Source organism: Motilimonas eburnea, from assembly GCF_021295345.1.
In the GTDB taxonomy this organism is placed as follows: domain Bacteria; phylum Pseudomonadota; class Gammaproteobacteria; order Enterobacterales; family CBDFNC01; genus Motilimonas; species Motilimonas eburnea.
The window spans coordinates 80579-95183 of record NZ_JAIMJB010000010.1 but is presented as its reverse complement, the minus strand read 5'-3'; the positions used below and the strand labels follow the sequence as shown (position 1 = coordinate 95183).

At 46.1% G+C, this 14605-nt stretch carries 18 protein-coding genes; 10 read left to right on the top strand and 8 right to left on the bottom strand.

Features of this window, described 5'->3' with window-relative positions; all coding sequences use genetic code 11:
* Nucleotides 1-8: 8 nt before the first annotated feature.
* Genes lptB through K6Y21_RS11585 form a run of 5 tightly spaced genes read right to left on the bottom strand, consistent with a single transcriptional unit; the run spans nucleotide 9 to nucleotide 3321 of the window.
* On the bottom strand, nucleotides 9-734 hold the full coding sequence (gene lptB, locus K6Y21_RS11605) for an LPS export ABC transporter ATP-binding protein (RefSeq protein ID WP_233072012.1): 726 nt from the start codon (nucleotides 732-734) through the stop codon (nucleotides 9-11).
* Nucleotides 734-1255 carry a lipopolysaccharide transport periplasmic protein LptA gene (gene lptA / locus K6Y21_RS11600; RefSeq protein ID WP_233072011.1) on the bottom strand — a complete coding sequence of 174 codons (522 nt, stop codon included), beginning with the start codon at nucleotides 1253-1255 and terminating at the stop codon, nucleotides 734-736. Before lptA ends, lptB begins: the two co-directional genes overlap by 1 nt.
* Nucleotides 1242-1796: an LPS export ABC transporter periplasmic protein LptC gene (lptC, locus tag K6Y21_RS11595; RefSeq protein ID WP_233072010.1), complete on the bottom strand. Its 555-nt coding sequence runs from the start codon at nucleotides 1794-1796 to the stop codon at nucleotides 1242-1244. Before lptC ends, lptA begins: the two co-directional genes overlap by 14 nt.
* Nucleotides 1793-2341, bottom strand: a complete 549-nt coding sequence (gene kdsC, locus K6Y21_RS11590; RefSeq protein WP_233072009.1) for a 3-deoxy-manno-octulosonate-8-phosphatase KdsC — start codon at nucleotides 2339-2341, stop codon at nucleotides 1793-1795. The genes lptC and kdsC overlap by 4 nt, the downstream gene beginning before the upstream one ends.
* A gap of 17 nt (nucleotides 2342-2358) precedes the next feature.
* Nucleotides 2359-3321: a calcium/sodium antiporter gene (locus K6Y21_RS11585; RefSeq protein WP_233072008.1), complete on the bottom strand. Its 963-nt coding sequence runs from the start codon at nucleotides 3319-3321 to the stop codon at nucleotides 2359-2361.
* A gap of 141 nt (nucleotides 3322-3462) precedes the next feature.
* Here K6Y21_RS11585 and K6Y21_RS11580 point away from each other — a divergent pair, with 141 nt between their 5' ends.
* The 7 genes from K6Y21_RS11580 (at nucleotide 3463) to murA (ending at nucleotide 8188) form a co-directional block, all read left to right on the top strand.
* Nucleotides 3463-4257, top strand: a complete 795-nt coding sequence (locus tag K6Y21_RS11580; RefSeq protein ID WP_233072007.1) for an ATP-binding cassette domain-containing protein — start codon at nucleotides 3463-3465, stop codon at nucleotides 4255-4257.
* Nucleotides 4254-5027: a lipid asymmetry maintenance ABC transporter permease subunit MlaE gene (mlaE, locus tag K6Y21_RS11575; RefSeq protein WP_233072006.1), complete on the top strand. Its 774-nt coding sequence runs from the start codon at nucleotides 4254-4256 to the stop codon at nucleotides 5025-5027. Before K6Y21_RS11580 ends, mlaE begins: the two co-directional genes overlap by 4 nt.
* 9 nt (nucleotides 5028-5036) lie before the next feature.
* A complete protein-coding gene (gene mlaD / locus K6Y21_RS11570) occupies nucleotides 5037-5513 on the top strand; it encodes an outer membrane lipid asymmetry maintenance protein MlaD (RefSeq protein WP_233072005.1) in 477 nt (158 codons plus the stop codon).
* A 2-nt stretch (nucleotides 5514-5515) separates the two neighbouring features.
* Nucleotides 5516-6157 (top strand): MlaC/ttg2D family ABC transporter substrate-binding protein, encoded by a 642-nt coding sequence (locus K6Y21_RS11565; RefSeq protein ID WP_233072004.1) that lies wholly within the window; start codon nucleotides 5516-5518, stop codon nucleotides 6155-6157.
* Nucleotides 6158-6159: 2 nt separating this feature from the next.
* Entirely contained in the window at nucleotides 6160-6489 is a 330-nt protein-coding gene (locus K6Y21_RS11560) for an STAS domain-containing protein (protein WP_233072003.1), read from the top strand.
* 175 nt (nucleotides 6490-6664) lie between these two features.
* Nucleotides 6665-6922 (top strand): BolA family protein, encoded by a 258-nt coding sequence (locus K6Y21_RS11555; protein WP_233072002.1) that lies wholly within the window; start codon nucleotides 6665-6667, stop codon nucleotides 6920-6922.
* Between the two features lie 12 nt (nucleotides 6923-6934).
* On the top strand, nucleotides 6935-8188 hold the full coding sequence (gene murA, locus K6Y21_RS11550; protein ID WP_233072001.1) for a UDP-N-acetylglucosamine 1-carboxyvinyltransferase: 1254 nt from the start codon (nucleotides 6935-6937) through the stop codon (nucleotides 8186-8188).
* Nucleotides 8189-8300: 112 nt separating this feature from the next.
* Here murA and degS read toward each other — a convergent pair whose 3' ends face one another.
* From degS to K6Y21_RS11530, 3 genes are all read right to left on the bottom strand, one after another.
* Nucleotides 8301-9410 carry an outer membrane-stress sensor serine endopeptidase DegS gene (gene degS / locus K6Y21_RS11545; RefSeq protein ID WP_233072000.1) on the bottom strand — a complete coding sequence of 370 codons (1110 nt, stop codon included), beginning with the start codon at nucleotides 9408-9410 and terminating at the stop codon, nucleotides 8301-8303.
* 93 nt (nucleotides 9411-9503) lie between these two features.
* Nucleotides 9504-10856, bottom strand: a complete 1353-nt coding sequence (locus K6Y21_RS11540; protein WP_233071999.1) for a Do family serine endopeptidase — start codon at nucleotides 10854-10856, stop codon at nucleotides 9504-9506.
* A gap of 420 nt (nucleotides 10857-11276) precedes the next feature.
* Nucleotides 11277-11912, bottom strand: coding sequence for a Z-ring associated ZapG family protein (locus K6Y21_RS11530; protein WP_233072084.1), 636 nt, complete (start codon nucleotides 11910-11912; stop codon nucleotides 11277-11279).
* Between the two features lie 245 nt (nucleotides 11913-12157).
* Between K6Y21_RS11530 and zapE the strand changes: the two genes are divergently transcribed.
* The 3 genes from zapE to rpsI all read left to right on the top strand — a co-directional run bounded on the left by zapE (nucleotide 12158) and on the right by rpsI (nucleotide 14308).
* A complete protein-coding gene (gene zapE / locus K6Y21_RS11525; protein WP_233071998.1) occupies nucleotides 12158-13264 on the top strand; it encodes a cell division protein ZapE in 1107 nt (368 codons plus the stop codon).
* Nucleotides 13265-13473: 209 nt separating this feature from the next.
* Nucleotides 13474-13902, top strand: coding sequence for a 50S ribosomal protein L13 (gene rplM / locus K6Y21_RS11520; RefSeq protein ID WP_233071997.1), 429 nt, complete (start codon nucleotides 13474-13476; stop codon nucleotides 13900-13902).
* Between the two features lie 16 nt (nucleotides 13903-13918).
* Entirely contained in the window at nucleotides 13919-14308 is a 390-nt protein-coding gene (gene rpsI / locus K6Y21_RS11515) for a 30S ribosomal protein S9 (RefSeq protein WP_233071996.1), read from the top strand.
* Nucleotides 14309-14605: the final 297 nt, after the last annotated feature.

Genomic DNA, 14605 nt, shown 5'->3' with positions numbered 1-14605 from the left:
CTTTAAAACTATAGCTTGAATTGATCGCCTAGGTAGACTCGTTTTACTTGTTCGTCTTGTAAAATTTCGTCTGGGGTACCTGTGGCAATCATTTCCCCATGACTCACTATATAGGAATATTCACATACATCTAGTGTCTCTCTCACATTATGATCAGTGATTAATACACCTAAGCCTCTGTCCCGTAAGTGTTCTATGATTTTTTTTATATCAATTACAGAGATGGGGTCAACGCCCGCAAAGGGCTCATCGAGCAAGATAAATTGTGGATCGGCAGCCAAGGCGCGGGCAATTTCAACTCGCCTTCTTTCCCCCCCAGACAGGGCCATCCCTTTACTGTCTTTGATGTGGGTAATATGAAACTCTTCAAGTAGTTCATTGAGCCGGTCTTGTTTTTGTTCGGCGGAGAGCTCATCTCGAATTTCTAAGATGGCCATGATGTTTTGCGACACGGTTAAACGGCGAAAAATGGAGGCTTCTTGTGGTAAATAGCCAATGCCTTTTTGTGCTCGCACATGCATCGGCTGGCTTGATATCTCTTCGTCATTAATGAATATTTGGCCTTCATCGCGTTTCACTAGGCCGACTACCATATAGAAAGTGGTGGTCTTACCGGCTCCATTTGGTCCCAGTAAACCCACGATTTGGCCTGTTTCTACTTGCAAACTAACGCCGTTGACGACGCGGCGGTTTTTATAACTTTTTGCTAAGTCTTTTGCTTGAAGTATTGCCATTATTGCGCCGTTTTATCAGATGAGTTTGATTTATTTTTTTGTTCGATTTGTGCCGGTAAAAATACGGTTCGAGTTTGCTGGTCACCTTTTTTACCTTCGATTTGGCGCGAGGTGATGTTATAGGTGATTTTTTCGGCGGTATAATTACTGTCTAGCTGCGATAAGGTTGCGTTTTTGCTCAAGATAATTTGATTGGTTTTCTTCAAATAACGTATCGTGTTGGCACGAGCTTCAACGGGTTTTCCGTCATCCATCATTTGATAGAAGGTCGCCGGATTGCCCGTGGCAATCATCTCTTCTTCACCTGCCTTATGACGTATGCCAACTAATTTATTGGCCGTCATTTTTATGCTGCCTTGGGTGACTACCACATTGCCTGAAAAGGTGGTGGTATTATTGTCTAGGTTGGCGGTGTTCGCGTCAGCGCGGATCACGATTTCTTTGGTCGAGTCTGATTTAAGGGCGTAGCTAGGAGCGCTAAGCAGAAGCAAAGATGCGAGTAATAGATTAAGGTTTTTCATTTAAATAAGTCGCCGTTACTTGATTTAATAAACTGATGTTTTTGCCATTTAACTCACCGAACAGGCCCGTACCTTGTTGCTTGATTTGATCGCCATACAGGGTGACAAGATCGTCTGAATGAAGCTCGTTTTTAATCAAATCCAATGTTAACTTTTCTGTTGTAATCAAATTGATATGTTGATCATGTGTTAGGTTAGTGATGGTCACATTATCACTGAGCTCAAAACTATCACGGTCGAATAAGGTGCCATGATCACCGGTAATTTGCCATTGAGTTTGATCATTATTGCGAAACACGACCACAACGGGTTTGGTAAACTCGGTGATGAGTCGATCTTGATAATGGTGCATTTGTGTGGCAAAAACCTGATAGTCTACCGTTCCATTGGGGGTAAATAGCGAGCTTTGGATCTGGTTTGCCACAAAATAAGCTTGGGAAGGATCGCGCTCTTTTTTGGTTGCTTCCTCGGCTTTAAAATATTGCCAAGCACCGAGTGATATCGCAAATAGAATGAACAGCCAAGCATTTAGCTTATTCATACACTGGTTCCTTTGGCTTGATCCAATAAGCCCCGACTGCACAAAAGTAGGTCGCAGACTTCTCTGACCGCGCCATGGCCACCCTTGATACAGGTAATATAATCCGCTTGTTGTTGCACGATAGGATGGGCGTCGGCGACCGCGATACCTAAACCAACGTGATTCATGACGGGTAAGTCAATGACGTCGTCACCGATATAAGCCACTTCAGCAGGGCTGAGTTGCAGTTGTTCGAGTAGTTGATGATAGGGGAGCAGCTTGTCGTCTTGTCCCTGAAAAATGTAAGGCACGCCAAGGGCGCTCATTCGATTGTTAACAATGGCCGATTGCCTACCTGTGATCACGGCAACGGCGATGTTTGCATTAAGTATCGCTTTAATTCCGAAGCCATCTCGGGTGTGAAATGCTTTGAGCTCTTCCCCTTGATTACCCATGTAAATCCTGCCATCGGAGAAAACCCCATCAACATCACAGATCAATAGTTTGATTTGATTGAATTGTTGCTGCTGCGCCTTGGTTAATTCGCCATAGGGGGTTTTCAACATAACTTACCTTAATGAGATTACATGGTGTAAAACAATAATACCTGATAAGCGACAAAGCAGGCTAACAGTAATCCGCCTTCAACTCGGGTTATTTCTTTGATCTTGCCATTGCCCGCCACAATCAGCAGCAAAATAGTGACGCCCAGCATATAGTACATGTCGCGTCCAGCGGCACTGGCATCGATTTCGCCTGGGGCGATAAGACCCGGAATAGCCAACACAGCTAAAATATTAAAGATGTTAGAGCCGACAATATTACCTAGGGCGAGATCGCCCTCTTTTTTCAACACGCTGGCAATACAGGCAGCTAATTCCGGTAAGCTGGTACCGATGGCTATAATGGTTAAGCCAATGACGAGATCTGAGATACCAAAGTATCGCGCGATATCGACTGCAGAGTCGACTAATTTGTCAGAACTGTATATCAGTAAGGCGAGGCCAAACACTAACCAGAATAGTGCTTGCCAGAGGGGAACGTCAGACGGGATCTCTTCTTCGAGTTCACTGACTAAGGGGTCTTGGTTGTCTGGATTTTTTAAGGCCATGTAGGTGAGGCCGCCGATGGTGGCAAAGAAACCAAGCAGTAATAATGAGCCTTCAACCAGTGTTAACTGTAAATCCCACAGTAACCAGGCAGCTAATAAACTGGTGAGCATCACCATGGGAAGTTCTCGGCGCATGGTGGAAGAAGCGACGAGCATAGGTCTAAGTAGCGCCGTTAAACCCAGTACTAAGGTGATATTGGTTATGTTTGAGCCGATGGCATTGCCTATCGCGGTATTGGGTGAGCCATTTAAACTGGCACTGGCTGCCACCATCATTTCGGGGGCGGAAGAGCCCATTGCGACGATGGTCAAGCCGATGATCAAAGGCGAAATGCCTAAATTTCGGGCGATAGCAGCAGCACCAAAGACAAATTTGTCTGCACTCCATACTAATGCTGCTAGGCTAACTACTAGCCAAAGGATATTCGCTTCCATAATTCCTTTCTAAAAACTGTGATCTAAAAACGGTATTTTCCCGTTTCTGGTCACAAATGTGAAGTGTTTGAGTATGTTTATTATTAAGCATAAAATAATGCTCTGTATTTTCTCTAAATTTGTAATAGTGGAAACACGTTAATGGACCATCTTGTTGAGGTTTGTGGGTTGCACTTTGCTCGCCAGCAACGTGTGCTATTTGAAGACTTAAACTTAACGGTTAGGCGCGGTCAAATTACGGCTATCTTAGGTCCCAGCGGTATCGGAAAAACGACCCTTTTAAAGCTAATCGGTGGTCAGCTTACTCCGACACAAGGTGACGTTTTGTTTGCTGGTCAAAGTGTCACCCATGCGAGTCGACCTGCACTTTTTAAGATGCGTCGTAAAATGGGCTTGCTATTTCAAAGCGGCGCTTTGTTTCCCGAATTAACCGTGTTTGAAAATGTGGCTTTCCCATTGCGCGAACATACCCGCTTAAATGAAAGGGTATTACGCACGTTAGTGTTAATGAAGCTGGAATCGGTTGGCTTGCGCGGTGCACAACACCTATTGGCCACGGAATTATCTGGCGGGATGGCGCGAAGGGTGGCGTTGGCTCGCGCGACCGCTCTCGACCCTGAGTTGATGATGTACGATGAACCTTTTGCGGGCCAAGACCCCATTTCAATGGGGGTGTTGTTAAAGTTAATTCGAGACTTGAACCAAAGTTTAGGGTTAACCTCCATCGTGGTCAGTCATGATGTTAAAGAAGTGCTTGAAATCGCGGATTATGTTTATGTTTTAGCCGAGAAAAAGATTATCGCCGAGGGCTCGCCGCAGGCTATAAAAATAAACTCAGATCCCCGCTTGATCCAGTTTATTAATGGGCTACCCAATGGACCTGTGCCATTTCATTATCCCGTGTCAGATTTTGCTAAGGATGTCATGTTATCGTGATAGATGCGATTCAACAACTTGGTCAGCGTAGCATTAGCTTTGTCCTGCGCCTAGGTGCGGCAGGCACGATGCTAATCAGTGCATTATTTACAAAACCCACTTTAAAATGGGCTCGCTTGGTGTTGCTGCAAGTTTACCAGTTGGGCGTATTGTCCTTGCCTATCATTGTGGTAGCTGGCTTGTTCATCGGCATGGTGCTAGGGCTGCAGGGCTATAATGTACTGATTAATTACGGCGCTGAGCAAAGCCTAGGTACCATGGTAGCACTGTCTCTATTGCGTGAACTAGGGCCCGTGGTCACCGCACTGCTGTTTGCTGGCCGGGCTGGCTCGGCATTAACCGCAGAGGTGGGGCTAATGAAGGCCACCGAGCAACTGTCGAGTATGGAGATGATGGCCGTCGATCCCTTAAAGCGCATTATTGCGCCGCGATTCTGGGGGGGCGTGTTAGCCATGCCCATGTTGGCTTTTATGTTCTCTTTGATCGCCATTTGGGGGGGAAGTGTTGTCGGTGTGAATTGGAAGGGCATAGATAGCGGTGGCTTCTGGTCGGTGATGCAGGCCAGCGTCGATGTTAAATTAGACATCGTATATGGTTTTATTAAGAGTGCCGTATTTGCGTTTGTGATTGTTTGGGTGGCGCTCTACAACGGTTATTACGCTAAGCCGTCATCGGCAGGTATCAGTGAGGCAACCACTCGAACGGTTGTCAATGCGTCACTTTTGGTGCTGGCGTTAGATTTTATATTAACCATTTTTATGTACGGTTAGGAATGCGTAATGAGTGAAAAGAAAATTCATTTTGCGGTAGGCTGTTTTATTCTAGCCAGTTGCTTGGCTTTGGTATTGCTTGTTATGCAAGTTGCTGGCTTTTCTTTTAGCCGCGATCAAGGCAGTTACACCTTGCTGGCCAAATTCGACAATATTGGTGGCTTAAAAGTACGCTCACCGGTGAAGCTAGGTGGTGTGGTGGTGGGCAGGGTTGAAGCCATCACTTTGGATCCCGACAGTTACACCCCTTTGGTGACGTTAAAGATGGAACAAAAATATGGCTATTACCCCGAAACCAGTTCCCTTTCAATTTTAACGGCAGGCTTATTGGGTGAGCAATTCATCGGTTTGCGCCCCGGCTTCATTGATGAAGACATTGAGTTATTGGCCGATGGCGATACCATCTATGACACCAAATCCGCGCTGGTACTGGAAGATTTGATCGGCCAGTTTTTATTTTCCATGCAAGATAAAGGAAAGGAATAATCATGTTTAAGGCTTGGTTTAGCTGTGTTTTTTTAGTGTTGTTTAGTTCGTCTGTTGCCGCGGTGCAGCAGGAGTATCAAGATCCTTATCAGCTTGTCGAAGAAGTGGCAACTAAGGTGTTTAGCCGAGTGAAAAAGGAGCAAGAGAAACTAACACAAGACCCCAGTTACGCAGAACACATCGTACGTGAAGACTTGCTCGGTTATGTTGATATTAAGTACTCAGCATATAAGGTGATAGGACCTGAGCTTAAAAAGACAACGCCCGCGCAACGCGCCGCATTTGTGGATGCCTTTGGCGATCATATGGTGATCACGTATTCGAATGTGCTGTTTCAATACGACCAACAAACCTTAAAACTGGGCTCGAGAAAGGACGTGACAGGGCAAAAAATCGTCAGTGTACCGGTTTCTTTCGTTCAAGATGGGGCGCCCGAAATTAATGTTGTGTTCAAATTAAGAGCGGGAAAAAGCCAAAACAAGAGCAACAAAACGCCGGTATGGCGGGTATTTGACGTGATCACCGAAGGCGTAAGTTTGTTAACCACTAAACAATCCGAGTTAGGCGGCTTGATTCGCAAGCAAGGGATAGATGAAGTGACGGAACAATTGATTGCCAAAAATAACGCCTTGGCAAAGGAGTAATAATGGCGTCAAAGACCTGCGCGAGTGACCATGCTGACAGTACTGGATTACGTTATGCTGTGGTTGCAGACACCTTGTTGCTAACGGGCGATCTGACTTCGAGTCAGGTTGAAGCTCTGCTCCCGTCAATCACTCCCGAGGTGAAACGGGTTGACCTTAGCGGTGTTAATCGCTTTGACTCCGCAGGGTTGGCTTGGCTGGTCACGTATTTTTCTGGTACGCAAATGCAATTTGTGAATTATCCCACTAGATTATCCCAGCTTGCTGATTTATATGGCTTAACGCCCTTATTTCCTGCCTCAGCTAGCAGCCATGAAAAGCGTGGCTGTTAACAAAAACCGGAATAATCACACCTTAACTGTTTAACTTAACCGCAATTGGTGATAAAACAGCTGGCTTTTGTGGCATCTGTACCCAGGTTTCTTTTGTAACTTGGGTATAATACTGGTCCTGCTATCAGCTAGCCCAAGTTTTCGTATTTTTTCTAATTTAAAAGTAGGATTTAAAATGGATCCAAAAGAGATAGAGGCGAAGTTATTAGCTGCACTCCCTCTTGCAGAGTGCTATGTCAAAGGTGAAGGCAATCATTTCCAAGTGATCGCGGTCGCCGAGATGTTTAATGATATGAGTCGCGTTAAAAAGCAACAAACCATCTACGCTCCCTTGATGGAAGAGATTGCTGCCAACACGATCCACGCTCTCAGTATTAAAGCTTTTACGCCTCAGCAATGGCAGAAAGAAAAAATATTTAATCAGCCATCCTAATTCGAGGTATTAATGGACAAGTTTTTAATTCAAGGTGGGTGCACCTTAAATGGTGAGGTCACCATCTCTGGTGCGAAAAACGCAGCGTTACCTATCCTGTTTGCCACCTTGCTCTCTAATCATGAAGTGGTGATTTCTAATGTGCCAAAATTGCGTGATATTCGCACGACGTTAGCATTATTGCGTGAACTGGGCGCGAGCGCCGAGCAAAATGATGAAGTTGTGATCAACGCGGGCGGTGTGAACTGTCAAAAAGCGCCTTATGATTTAGTTAAAACCATGCGTGCATCTATTCTTGCCCTTGGCCCATTAGTGGCGAAATACGGTCAAGCGGATGTGTCGTTACCCGGCGGCTGTGCTATTGGCGCTCGACCTGTCAACCTTCACATTCATGGCTTAGAGCTAATGGGTGCGAATATTGTCGTTGAAGATGGTTATATCAAGGCGCGAGTTGACGGTCGCTTAAAAGGCGCGCATATCGTCATGGATATGGTCAGTGTAACGGGCACCGAAAACCTGATGATGGCCGCGGCACTTGCCGACGGCACAACTGTGATTGAAAATGCTGCGCGTGAGCCCGAGGTTGTTGATTTAGCTAACTTTATCAATGCGTTGGGAGGCAAGGTTTCAGGTGCGGGTACGGATACCATCACCATTGAAGGTGTTGCTGAGTTAACCGGTGGTCGCTATGAGGTTCAACCGGATCGCATTGAAACGGGTACCTTTTTGGTGGCAGCAGCAGTGACAGGCGGCAAGATAACCTGTCGTAAAACCAGCCCTCGTTTACTTGAGGCGGTGCTTGCTAAGCTAGAAGAAGCGGGCGCATTAATTGAATCTGGTGATGACTGGATTTCTTGTGATATGCGTGATCGTACACTTAAGTCGGTTAATGTTAAAACCGTTCCTTACCCTGGTTTCCCAACGGATATGCAAGCTCAGTTTACGGTGCTCAATGTGGTCGCTGAAGGTGCGGGTCGGGTGACCGAAACCATCTTTGAAAACCGCTTTATGCATGTACCTGAATTACAGCGTATGGGCGCCGATGTAGAACTTGAAGGTAACACCGCAATTTGTGCATACACTAAGCAGTTATCCGGTGCACAAGTGATGGCGACCGACCTACGCGCCTCTGCCAGCTTAGTCATCGCAGGCTTAGTGGCAAAAGGTGAGACGATAGTTGATCGTATTTACCATATCGACCGTGGTTATGAGTGTATTGAGAATAAGCTGATTCCACTGGGCGCGACCATGGAGCGTATCGCTTAAGTTCTGTTAAACAAACATTGCTTAACAACACAGTACATAGCCGCACTTGCGGCTATTTTTTTATCCGTAAGCTAAGTGGCAAGCGGGGCCGCAAGCAGGAGCAGTAAAGAAATTAATACTCGCTGAAGGTGGCTTGCTGTTGCCTGAGTACATCGAAATCAGCCACTTCAATCGTCAGCTCCAATTGTGCACCATCGCGCAATAGCTTGACCGATATTTTTTCACCCGGGCGAACTTCTGCGACTCGGTCAAGCACATCTGATACACCGCTGACGGGCAGATCATTAATGGCTAACATCACATCGGATGTTCTCATGCCCGCTAAGTCGGCAGGGCCATCAGGCATCACACCGGTGATCATAATACCTTGTTGAGCCTCTATCCCCCATAACTTAGCCATCACGGGGTTGATTGGGCCGCCCAGTACACCAATCGAGCCACGGATCACTCGACCATCTTTGATTAAACTGTCCATGATGCGGGCCACAAGTAGATACGGCACAGCAAAGCTAATGCCATAGCTATCTAAGCTTTGAGTGACATGAAAGGCTGACGTATTGATGCCGACCATCTCGCCACGACTATTAATTAAGGCGCCACCCGAATTTCCGCGGTTGATGGCGGCATCGGTCTGCAAGAAATCCTGTCGACCTGTTGAACTGATGCCAGTGCGCCCCGTTGCACTGATGATGCCTTGGGTGACCGTCTGACCTATGTTGTAAGGGTTACCTATCGCCAAGACGAGATCGCCTACTTTAGGTGAGTAGGCTGGGTTTTGTGGGATGACAGGCAGGTTCTCGGCATCAATTTGTAACACGGCCAAGTCTGTCACCTTATCGGCTCCGATCATCTGAGCCGTGAGTAAACGCCCATCTTGCAAGGCAACTAGGACTTGATCGGCTTCTTCAACCACGTGCATATTGGTGAGCACATAGCCTTTTTCACTCATAATAATGCCCGACCCTAATCCGGTTGGACGCAGCTCTGGGGGGCTGTTGATGTTAGAGCGCTGGTAATTCTGTGAATAGATATTGACCACGGCGGGCGCCGCGCGACGCACGGCGCTACTGTATCCATCCACTTGGCCGCTATAGGTTTCAATCTGATCAGCAAAAGGGAGCTCATGATTATTGCGTAGCTGTGGAAAGAATATGAGTAAAAAGATGGCAATAAACAAGCCGATAGCAACGGATTTGAATATATAGCGCAGCGCTGAAGACATGGTCAGTTCGTTGGTCAAATAAAAGAAACAGAATAGCAAAAAATGAGGTAAAAAAAACGCCCGCATTGCGGGCGTTTGAGCAAGGCCATTGTTTTAGCGGATCACGCGGTATAAAGAAGCGTTGCCACGTTGGATATTAAGGGCAAGCACGGCCGGCTTGTCCTCAATTACCTTGCGCATGTCATCCATGTCTTTAACCCGATAGCGGTTGATGCCTAAAATTATATCGCCTTCTTCAAGGCCAGCACGGGCTGCGGGAGAGTTAGGCAGGACTTTTTCGACTAACACGCCTTTGATCTTACCGTCGCTGCTACTTAATGTCGCGCCATCAAGTGCTGGATGGAGAGATTTAGCGGCAATATTGGTTTCCTTCGCTTCTTGCAAGGTGACGTTAAATACCTGCTCTTTACCATCTCTGACCACCGTAAGGCTGACTTTTTTGCCAGCGCCTAGGGTCGCTATTTTGGCGCGTAGCTCACTAAAGGTGCGGATTTTTTGATTGTTTAGCTTGGTGATAATATCCCCAGCTTCGATGCCCGCTTTTTCTGCTGCCGAGCCCTCCATCACTTGATTGACAAAGGCGCCGTGTTGGGTGTCGTGACCAAAGGCTTCGGCTAGCTCAGGCGTGAGCTCTCCTCCGGTGATGCCTAATAACCCGCGGCGCACTTCACCGTATTCAAGAATTTGCGCGGTGAGGTTTTTCACCATATTTACGGGGATGGCAAATCCGATCCCTATGTTACCGCCATTAGGTCCTAAAATGGCGGTATTGATGCCGATGAGCTCACCATTTAAATTAAGTAGTGCACCGCCTGAGTTACCACTGTTAATAGCGGCATCGGTTTGAATAAAGTTCTCATAGTTTTGCATGTTGAGGCCGCTGCGGCCTAAGGCGCTAACAATACCTGAGGTGACCGTTTGCCCTAAGCCGAATGGGTTACCTATCGCGATGGTAAAATCTCCCACGCGCAGATCATCGGAATTGGCTAGCTTGATTTCGGTCAGATCTTTGGCATCTATTTGCAGGAGCGCAATGTCTGATTGTTGATCTTCACCGATCTTTTCGGCGAGGTATTCTTTGCCGTTGTTCAGGGTAACCTTGATTTCATCGGCTTGATGGATCACGTGATAGTTGGTGATCACATAGCCTTTATCGGCATCAATAATCACACCTGAGCCCAGGCCGCGAAAAGGCTGTTTGGCACCTTCAAGGGCATCGGGGCCGAAAAAATGACGAAAGGGCTCGGGGATATTTTGCCGTGTGACTTTGGTTCCCGCGACCGAAATGTTCACTACGGCCGGGGTTACCTGCTCTAATAAAGGCGCTAGACTTGGTAAGTTTTGGCCATCGACTTGGAGTGGATGCGCAGCTTGCGCAGAAAGGCTACCGAACGCCATCGCGGTGGATAGTGCAATTGCGGTTAATACGGAAACGGATTTTTTCATAAAGCGTGCTCTCCTAAAAATTCGATGTTGTCTTTATACCTCACTAAAGACCTGTCATTTAAGCGCTTGTTCAGGTCTTTACAGAACTTTACCCTAGTTGACAATGCCTTTGCCCACAAGCAACAACACGGGGTTGGGGGCGGGCAAAGGCTAGGGCCTGTTGACCTTTTGAGCTTGTTTTTGCAGCGATTTGTTGGGTATTTATACAAGGCAGAGACTTTGTAGCATAGTCAACTATGCAAAAAGGCGCTAACGCAGTAGAAATGACCAACAAACGCTGTCCTACGGATTCGGCTAAAAGCGTTTTGTTCGTCGTTGAGCAGTATTCACTTAGAGTGCTAAGCTACACACTGCTCGCCTTGCCCAAAACGCTTTTATCTCGAACAAAAATTAACCTCCAAAGATAAACAGGCCCTATTTTTAGTCTTTCTTTTCTACGTTCTTTGGTTGATCTTGTGACGCTACAATCGTTTCTTGTTTCTTTGGCTCGGTTGATTCTCGTGCTTGCGAGTCTTGTTCGCTGTCTTTTGGTTTGCTGTCTTCTTGTTGGCTTAGTTGTGTCGCTGCTGTGGAGTCAGGCTCAGCTTGCGCGACTGTTTCTGCTTGTTCTTGAGCCGCTGTCGTTGTGGATAGCGGCGCTCGCTCAGAGGCTTGCGTTTGGGTCTCACTCAATTGGGCGATGTCTGACTCATGCTTATTACGCTTAAAGATGGAGATGCTGCGCGACGCTTCTTCGGCAGGCAGTAATTGCGCCGCATCGGTAGACATGTGCTGGTACAGGGTTTGATATTGCTGCGCGATACTGTCCATCAGATCGGCAGTTTTAGCAAAATGGGTTGAGACTTGTTGCTGATACTTGCTTTGATCGGCGGCTTGTTGTTTTAGATCGTTTTGGCACGCTGTCAGCTTACTTTGGTAATCATTCAATTGTTGCTGTTGTTCGGTGACCTGCTGCTCGAATTTGGCGGCTTGTTTGTTACTCGGAAAACGACGACCTATCATAAATCCAATGACTAAGGCGAATAAGAAAACACTGATAATGGTGACTTCTGTCATGCTCACTCCGGCTCTTTATAGAGGGTTAAAGGTAATAATGGGGCATCTTGGTCAATGAGCGACGCTTTGCCCTGCCATAACGTAAAATACATTCAAATGATAAAACCAAATGTTACTGTTATTGAACTTGATTATATATGTTTGGTTATCGATAGCAGCTCATCGCTGTTGCAATTTTGTGAAAGATTGGTAAAGCTTTGCGAAAACCGATTCAGCTTAACCATTCAAGGATATTAATAAAGCCTGTGACGCCATTACTCAAGTACCAAAATGATTTAAAGCGCGAAGATTTTTTCTACGATGCGGCTCAAGAGCAGGCTGTTTTCGCCCTTGATAGGCTGTATCACGACTTGCTAAAGCCTCAACCTAGGCCAGCTCAGACCAGCTGGATTAATCGAATCAAGCTTACATTTCAAAAGCCTGAGCCGATCGAGCCGATCCGAGGTTTGTATTTTTGGGGTGGGGTAGGGCGTGGCAAAACCTACTTGGTAGACACCTTCTTTGATTGTTTACCCTTTAATGAAAAGATGCGTGTACACTTTCATCGCTTTATGCACCGGGTACATCAAGAGCTTGGTTTATTGAAACAACAGAGCGATCCCTTGCTGATCATTGCGGATAAGCTCGCCAAGGAAGCCCGCGTTATTTGCTTTGATGAGTTTTTTGTTTCTGACATCACAGATGCCATGTTGCTCGGCACCTTATTTGAAGCTTTATTTGAGCGGGGTGTGGTGTTGGTCGCCACATCCAACATCATTCCTGATGAGTTGTATCGTAATGGGTTACAACGCGAGCGCTTTTTACCGGCAATCAAGTTAATTAATCAGCATTGCCAAATCGTCAATGTTGATAGTGGTATCGACTATCGCATGCGTACCTTAGAGCAGGCGGAAATTTACCATGCGCCTCTTGATGATAAGGCCAATGAAAACCTTCAGCGCTACTTTTTACAGCTCTCCAGTGAACCACGCCAGTATGATCTATCGATAGACATATTAAATCGCCAGATCCCGGTATTAGCCGAAGCTGACAGCGTACTGTTTATCGACTTTTCTGCCCTGTGTGAAAGTGCGCGCAGTCAAAACGACTATATCGAAATAGCGAAAATCTATCACACGGTGCTGCTTGCGAATGTCTGCGTTATGGGTGGAGACAAGGATGATGCGGCGAGGCGCTTTATTGCCATGGTGGATGAGTTTTATGAGCGTCACGTCGCGCTGATTATTTCAGCTGAGGTGGAAATGGAACAACTTTATCGCGGTGGTCGGTTAAGTTTTGAATTTCAGCGCTGTTTATCTCGATTGCAAGAGATGCAGAGTAAAGAGTACCTAGCAAGAGAGCACTTGGCTTAACCTATTGCACCAAAAATAGCGACAAAAAAAGGTGATTTCTAAAATGGTTTTCCGTATAATCCTGCGACCCCCAGTTACAATCACCAACTTTGGTGGATTTGTTGGCACCAAGTGTTCGTATTCGAAGGGGTACGAAGGTGGTATTTAATCGCTACTTTAAGTGTTAAGTAGTCATTTCGTAACATTTTTTAATTTTGGGTAAGAGTTTAATGAAAACTTTTGTTGCAAAACCAGAAAGCGTACAACGCGACTGGTATGTGGTAGATGCTGAAGGTAAAACTTTAGGTCGTTTAGCTACTGAAATCGCTTCTCGCCTACGCGGTAAGCATAAGGCAGAATACACTCCACACGTTGACACTGGTGATTACATCATCGTTGTTAACTGTGAGAAAATTGCTGTAACAGGTAATAAAGCTGCTGGTAAGATTTATCACTCTCACACTGGTTACCCAGGTGGTTTGAAATCTATCTCTTTCGAAAAGCTAATCGAAAAAGCGCCAGAGCGTGTGATTCAATCAGCTGTTAAAGGTATGTTGCCAAAAGGTCCTCTAGGCCGCGCAATGTTCCGTAAATTGAAAGTTTACGCGGGTTCTGAGCATCAACATGCAGCTCAACAACCACAAGTTTTAGACATCTAATACGGAATTCAGGCAAATGGCAAATCAATACTACGGCACTGGTCGTCGCAAAAGCTCTACTGCTCGCGTTTTCCTAAAAGCGGGTAGCGGTAACCTAACAATCAACAACCGTACTCTAGAAGAGTTTTTCGGTCGTGAAACTTCTCGCATGGTTGTTCGTCAGCCACTAGAGTTGACTGAACTGACTGACAAGTTCGACATCAAAGTAACGGTTAAAGGTGGTGGTACTACAGGTCAAGCTGGTGCTATCCGTCACGGTATCACACGTGCTCTAATGGAGTACGACGAGTCTCTACGTGGTGAGCTACGTGCAGCAGGCTTCGTAACGCGTGATGCACGTAAAGTTGAGCGTAAGAAAGTGGGTCTACACAAAGCGCGTAAACGTCCACAATTCTCAAAACGTTAATACTTCGTTTTTCGAGAATACAAAACCCGACTTTTGTCGGGTTTTTTTTTGCTCTTTGCATCGATCAATTTGCAATACGCAGCGTATGTAGTTAGGACGTATTTTTTGACTGAGTTGGGCTTCCCTTGTTGTCAACTCTCAGAATTAGATGCTGAAAAAATGTTAAAGACATTATCAGCTTGTCAAATTGCGCCTATTTCTTTAGAATTCACACGATTTTTCTGTGACAAATATACCGACCCCGTAACGCAGAAATCTGCATAAAAGCTAGAATTGATTTACCGCAAGGGAAATAAT

Excerpts from the sequence above, each read along its gene's own strand:
- lptB (WP_233072012.1), bottom strand. The coding sequence starts at position 734 with ATGGCAATACTTCAAGCAAAAGACTTAGCAAAAAGTTATAAAAACCGC.
- lptA (WP_233072011.1), bottom strand. The coding sequence starts at position 1,255 with ATGAAAAACCTTAATCTATTACTCGCATCTTTGCTTCTGCTTAGCGCT.
- lptC (WP_233072010.1), bottom strand. The coding sequence starts at position 1,796 with ATGAATAAGCTAAATGCTTGGCTGTTCATTCTATTTGCGATATCACTC.
- kdsC (WP_233072009.1), bottom strand. The coding sequence starts at position 2,341 with ATGTTGAAAACCCCCTATGGCGAATTAACCAAGGCGCAGCAGCAACAA.
- K6Y21_RS11585 (WP_233072008.1), bottom strand. The coding sequence starts at position 3,321 with ATGGAAGCGAATATCCTTTGGCTAGTAGTTAGCCTAGCAGCATTAGTA.
- K6Y21_RS11580 (WP_233072007.1), top strand. The coding sequence starts at position 3,463 with ATGGACCATCTTGTTGAGGTTTGTGGGTTGCACTTTGCTCGCCAGCAA.
- mlaD (WP_233072005.1), top strand. The coding sequence starts at position 5,037 with ATGAGTGAAAAGAAAATTCATTTTGCGGTAGGCTGTTTTATTCTAGCC.
- K6Y21_RS11565 (WP_233072004.1), top strand. The coding sequence starts at position 5,516 with ATGTTTAAGGCTTGGTTTAGCTGTGTTTTTTTAGTGTTGTTTAGTTCG.
- K6Y21_RS11560 (WP_233072003.1), top strand. The coding sequence starts at position 6,160 with ATGGCGTCAAAGACCTGCGCGAGTGACCATGCTGACAGTACTGGATTA.
- K6Y21_RS11555 (WP_233072002.1), top strand. The coding sequence starts at position 6,665 with ATGGATCCAAAAGAGATAGAGGCGAAGTTATTAGCTGCACTCCCTCTT.
- murA (WP_233072001.1), top strand. The coding sequence starts at position 6,935 with ATGGACAAGTTTTTAATTCAAGGTGGGTGCACCTTAAATGGTGAGGTC.
- degS (WP_233072000.1), bottom strand. The coding sequence starts at position 9,410 with ATGTCTTCAGCGCTGCGCTATATATTCAAATCCGTTGCTATCGGCTTG.
- K6Y21_RS11540 (WP_233071999.1), bottom strand. The coding sequence starts at position 10,856 with ATGAAAAAATCCGTTTCCGTATTAACCGCAATTGCACTATCCACCGCG.
- K6Y21_RS11530 (WP_233072084.1), bottom strand. The coding sequence starts at position 11,912 with ATGACAGAAGTCACCATTATCAGTGTTTTCTTATTCGCCTTAGTCATT.
- rplM (WP_233071997.1), top strand. The coding sequence starts at position 13,474 with ATGAAAACTTTTGTTGCAAAACCAGAAAGCGTACAACGCGACTGGTAT.
- rpsI (WP_233071996.1), top strand. The coding sequence starts at position 13,919 with ATGGCAAATCAATACTACGGCACTGGTCGTCGCAAAAGCTCTACTGCT.